Below are 3,845 nucleotides of genomic sequence, written 5' to 3'. Positions count from 1 at the left end.
CGGGGGGGAGGTGGAGTTCCTGGGACGGCTGGACGACCAGGTGAAGGTGCGCGGCTTCCGCATCGAGCTGGGGGAGGTGGAGGCGGCGCTGGCGCGGCAGGCGGGGGTGAGGGCGGCGGCGGCGGCGGTGCGGGGAGAGGGCGCGGAGCGGCGGCTGGTGGGCTACGTGGTGGCGGAGGCGGGAACGAGGGGAGAGGCGGTGCGCGAGGCGGTGCGGCGCGAGCTGCCGGAAGCCATGGTGCCGCAGGTGGTGATGCTGCTGGAGCGGCTCCCCCTCGCCTCCACCGGCAAGCTGGACCGTGCCGCCCTTCCCCAGCCGGAGTTCGGCGGCGAAGCCGGGCACTACGCCGCCCCCCGCACGGCCGTGGAGGAAGCGCTGTGCGGCATCTGGGGAGAGGTGCTGGGGGTGGAGCGCGTGGGGATCCACGACAGCTTCTTCGACCTCGGCGGCCACTCCCTGCTGGCCACGCGCGTGGTGGCGCGCGTCCGCCAGATGCTGCAGGCCGACGTTTCGTTCCGGGCCCTCTTCGCGAGCCCCACGGTGGCCGGCCTTTCGGCGGCCATCGACGAAGACCCGGCCGTACGGGCCCGGGCACATCGCGCCGCGGAGATCCTGCGTGCGCTGGCCCAGCTCTCCGAAGACGAGGCAGAGGAAATGTTGATGACGAAGACGCCCGCCGCGGAGATGGCCCGATGACGCTGCCTTCCGTGGACCTCGCGGCGCTCTCCCCCGCCAAGCGGGCACTCTTCGAGGCGCTCCTCAGGGAACAGGGAGACGCCGCCGACACGGGGATCCCGCGCCGGGGTGCGGGCGATCCCGTGCCGCTCTCCTTCTCGCAGGAGCGCCTCTGGTTCCTGGACCAGTACGAGCCCGGGACGCCGCTCTACAACGTCCCCGCCGTGGTGCGGGTGCGCGGCGCCCTGGACGCGGCCACCTTCCAGCGGAGCCTGCGCGAGGTGGTGCGCCGCCACGAGGCGCTCAGGACCACCTTCCGCGCCGCGGAGCAGGGCCCGGTGGCGGTGGTGGACCCCGACCCGCGGGTGGAGCTTCCGCTGGAAGACCTCTCCGGGCTCCCCGCGGCGGAGCGCGACTCGGAGCTGCGGCGGCTGGCCGACGACGAAGCGGGGCGCCCCTTCGACCTGGCGGCGGGGCCGCTGCTGCGCGCGCGCCTGGTGCGCATGGCCGGTGACGAGCACGTCCTCCTCCTCACCCTGCACCACATCGTGAGCGACGGGTGGAGCATGGGCGTGCTTCTGCGCGAGCTGGGGACGCTGTGCGAGGCGTTCTCCCGCGGCGAGCCGTCGCCCCTCCCCGATCTCCCGGTGCAGTACGCGGATTTCGCGGCGTGGCAGCGCGCCCAGCTGGCCGGCGACCGGCTGGAGCGGGAGCTGGGCTACTGGCGCGAGGGCCTCGCCGGCGCGCCCGCCCTGCTGGAGCTCCCCACCGACCGCCCGCGGCCGGCCCGGCAGGGGCATCGCGGGGCCGAGGAGCGCGTCCCCCTTCCGGCGGAGCTGCGGCGCGGCCTCCAGGAGCTGGCCCAGCGCGAAGGGTGCACCCTGTACATGGTGCTGCTGGCGGCGTTTCAGCTGCAGCTGTCGCTGTACAGCGGGCAGGAGGACGTGGTGGTGGGAACGCCGGTGGCCGGGCGCGTGCGCCCGGAGCTGGAGGGGCTGGCCGGCTTCTTCGTGAACACCGTCGCGCTCCGCACCCGCCTGGCCGGCGATCCCCCCTTCCGCGAACTCCTGGCGCAGGTGCGCGAGGGGGCGCTGGACGCCTTCCAGCACCAGGAGGTGCCGTTCGAAAAGGTGGTGGAGGCGCTGCGGCCGGAGCGGTCGCTGGCACACGCCCCCGTGGTGCAGGTGATGTTCGGCGTGCAGAACGCGGCGGCCTCCGGCTTCTCCGGCGCCACGCTGGAGCTGAGCCGCATGGAGAGCCGCGGGACCTCGGCGCGCTTCGACGTCTCGCTGGTGGTGGGGGGGACGGAGCCGGACTCGTGGATCGCCTGCGGGTACCGCACCGACCTGTTCGACGCCGCCACCATCCGTGCCCTGCTGGACCGGTACCTCGTCCTCCTGCGGGCCGTGGTGGCCACGCCCGGGGCCCGCCTCTCCGAGCTCTCGATGGTGGACGACGACGAGCGCGAGCGGCTCGCCACCTCGGGCGACGGGCCTGCCCTGGAGCCCCCCGCCGGGTTGCTCCCCGCGCTCTTCGAGGCGCAGGCCGCCCGCACCCCGCACCGGGTGGCGGTGGTGGACGCGGGCGAATCGCTCACGTACGCGGAGCTGAACGCGCGCGCCAACCGCCTCGCCGCCTACCTGCGGCGGCACGGTGTGGGGCCGGAGGTGCGCGTGGCGCTCTGCATGGAGCGCGGCGCCACCACCCTGGCGGCCCTCCTGGGGGTGCTCAAGGCGGGCGGCGCGTACGTGCCGCTGGACCCCGGGTACCCGCCCGACCGCCTCGCCTACGTGCTGCGGGACAGCGGCGCACGGGTGCTGCTGACGCGCCGCGGGGCCGCGCCGGCGTGGGCCGGCGAGGGGGTGCGGGTGGTGCCGCTGGAGGAGGCGTGGCCGGAGGTGGAGCGCGAGCCCGCCGGCAACCCCGCGCCGGCCGCGCGCGCCGGCAACCTCGCCTACATCATCCACACCAGCGGGAGCACCGGGCGCCCCAAGGGGGTGATGGTGGACCACGGCGCCTTCGCCCACTTCCTCGCTACCCTGCGCGCGACGCTGCGGCTGGGCGAGGACGACGTGCTCCTGGGGCTCACCACCCTCTCGTTCGACATCGCCGGCCTGGAGCAGTTCCTTCCCCTCGTGGTGGGGGCGCACGCCGTGATGCTGGACCGCGAGACCGCCGCCGATGGCCGGTTGCTGGCGGAAGCGGTGCGTGCTTCCGGGGCCACCCTATTGCAGGCGACGCCCGCTACCTGGCGCATGCTGCTGGATGCCGGGTGGCCGGAGGGGGTGCGCGTGCAGGGAGTCTGCGGCGGCGAGGCGCTCCCCCAGCAGATGGCGGCGGATCTGCGGCGGCGGTGCGACCGCCTGTGGAACCTGTACGGCCCCACCGAGGTGACGGTGTGGTCCACCGGCGCCCTGGTGGAAGCCGATCCGGAGTTCGTGGGCATCGGGCGCCCGCTCCCCAACGTCCGCGCGCGCGTGCTGGACGCCGCGCTGCGGCCCGTGCCGGCCGGGGTGCCGGGGGAGCTGTTCCTGGGCGGGGCGCAGGTGGCGCGCGGCTACCTGGGCCGCCCGGGGCTCACCGCCGAGCGCTTCCTGCCGGACCCGTACGCGGGGGAGCCGGGGGCGCGGATGTACCGCACGGGAGACCGGGTGAGGTGGCGGGCGGACGGGACGATGGAGTTCCTGGGGCGGGTGGACCACCAGGTGAAGGTGCGCGGCTTCCGCATCGAGCCCGGCGAGATCGAGGCGGCGCTGCGGGCCGAGCCGGGGGTGCGCGACGCCGTGGTGGTGATACGCGAAGACGTGCCCGGCGACGCACGCCTGGTGGCGTACGTGGTGGGCGGAGCGGACGGGGGCGTGCTGCGTGAAGCGGTGCGGACGCGCCTCCCGGAGTACATGGTGCCGGCGGCGGTGATGGTGCTGGAGCAGCTGCCGCTCACCCCCAACGGCAAGGTGGACCGCAGGGCCCTCCCCGCGCCCGAGTACGAGGCGCAGGCGTACGTGGCGCCGCGGACGGAGGCGGAGAGGGCGCTGGCGGGGATCTGGGCGGAGGTGCTGGGGGTGGAGCGGGTGGGGGTGGAGGACGACTTCTTCGCGCTGGGCGGGCACTCGCTGCTGGCCACGCGGGTGGTGGCGCGGGTGCGCGCCGCCCTGGGCGTGGAGCTGCC

2 protein-coding genes are annotated in these 3,845 nt (G+C 75.5%); both read left to right on the top strand.

Going from position 1 to position 3,845, the window contains the following annotated elements; translation table 11 throughout:
* Positions 1 to 697 (top strand): phosphopantetheine-binding protein (locus VF584_23080; GenBank protein HEX8213078.1); only part of this gene is annotated, 697 nt, incomplete at its 5' end.
* Positions 694 to 3,845, top strand: a 3,152-nt coding sequence (locus VF584_23075) for an amino acid adenylation domain-containing protein (protein HEX8213077.1), incomplete at its 3' end; no start/stop codon positions are given. The genes VF584_23080 and VF584_23075, both read left to right, overlap by 4 nt.

Source organism: Longimicrobium sp., from assembly GCA_036389135.1.
Lineage (GTDB): Bacteria > Gemmatimonadota > Gemmatimonadetes > Longimicrobiales > Longimicrobiaceae > Longimicrobium.
Note: the sequence above shows the minus strand (reverse complement) of the source record. Positions and strands in the feature narration are given on the sequence as shown.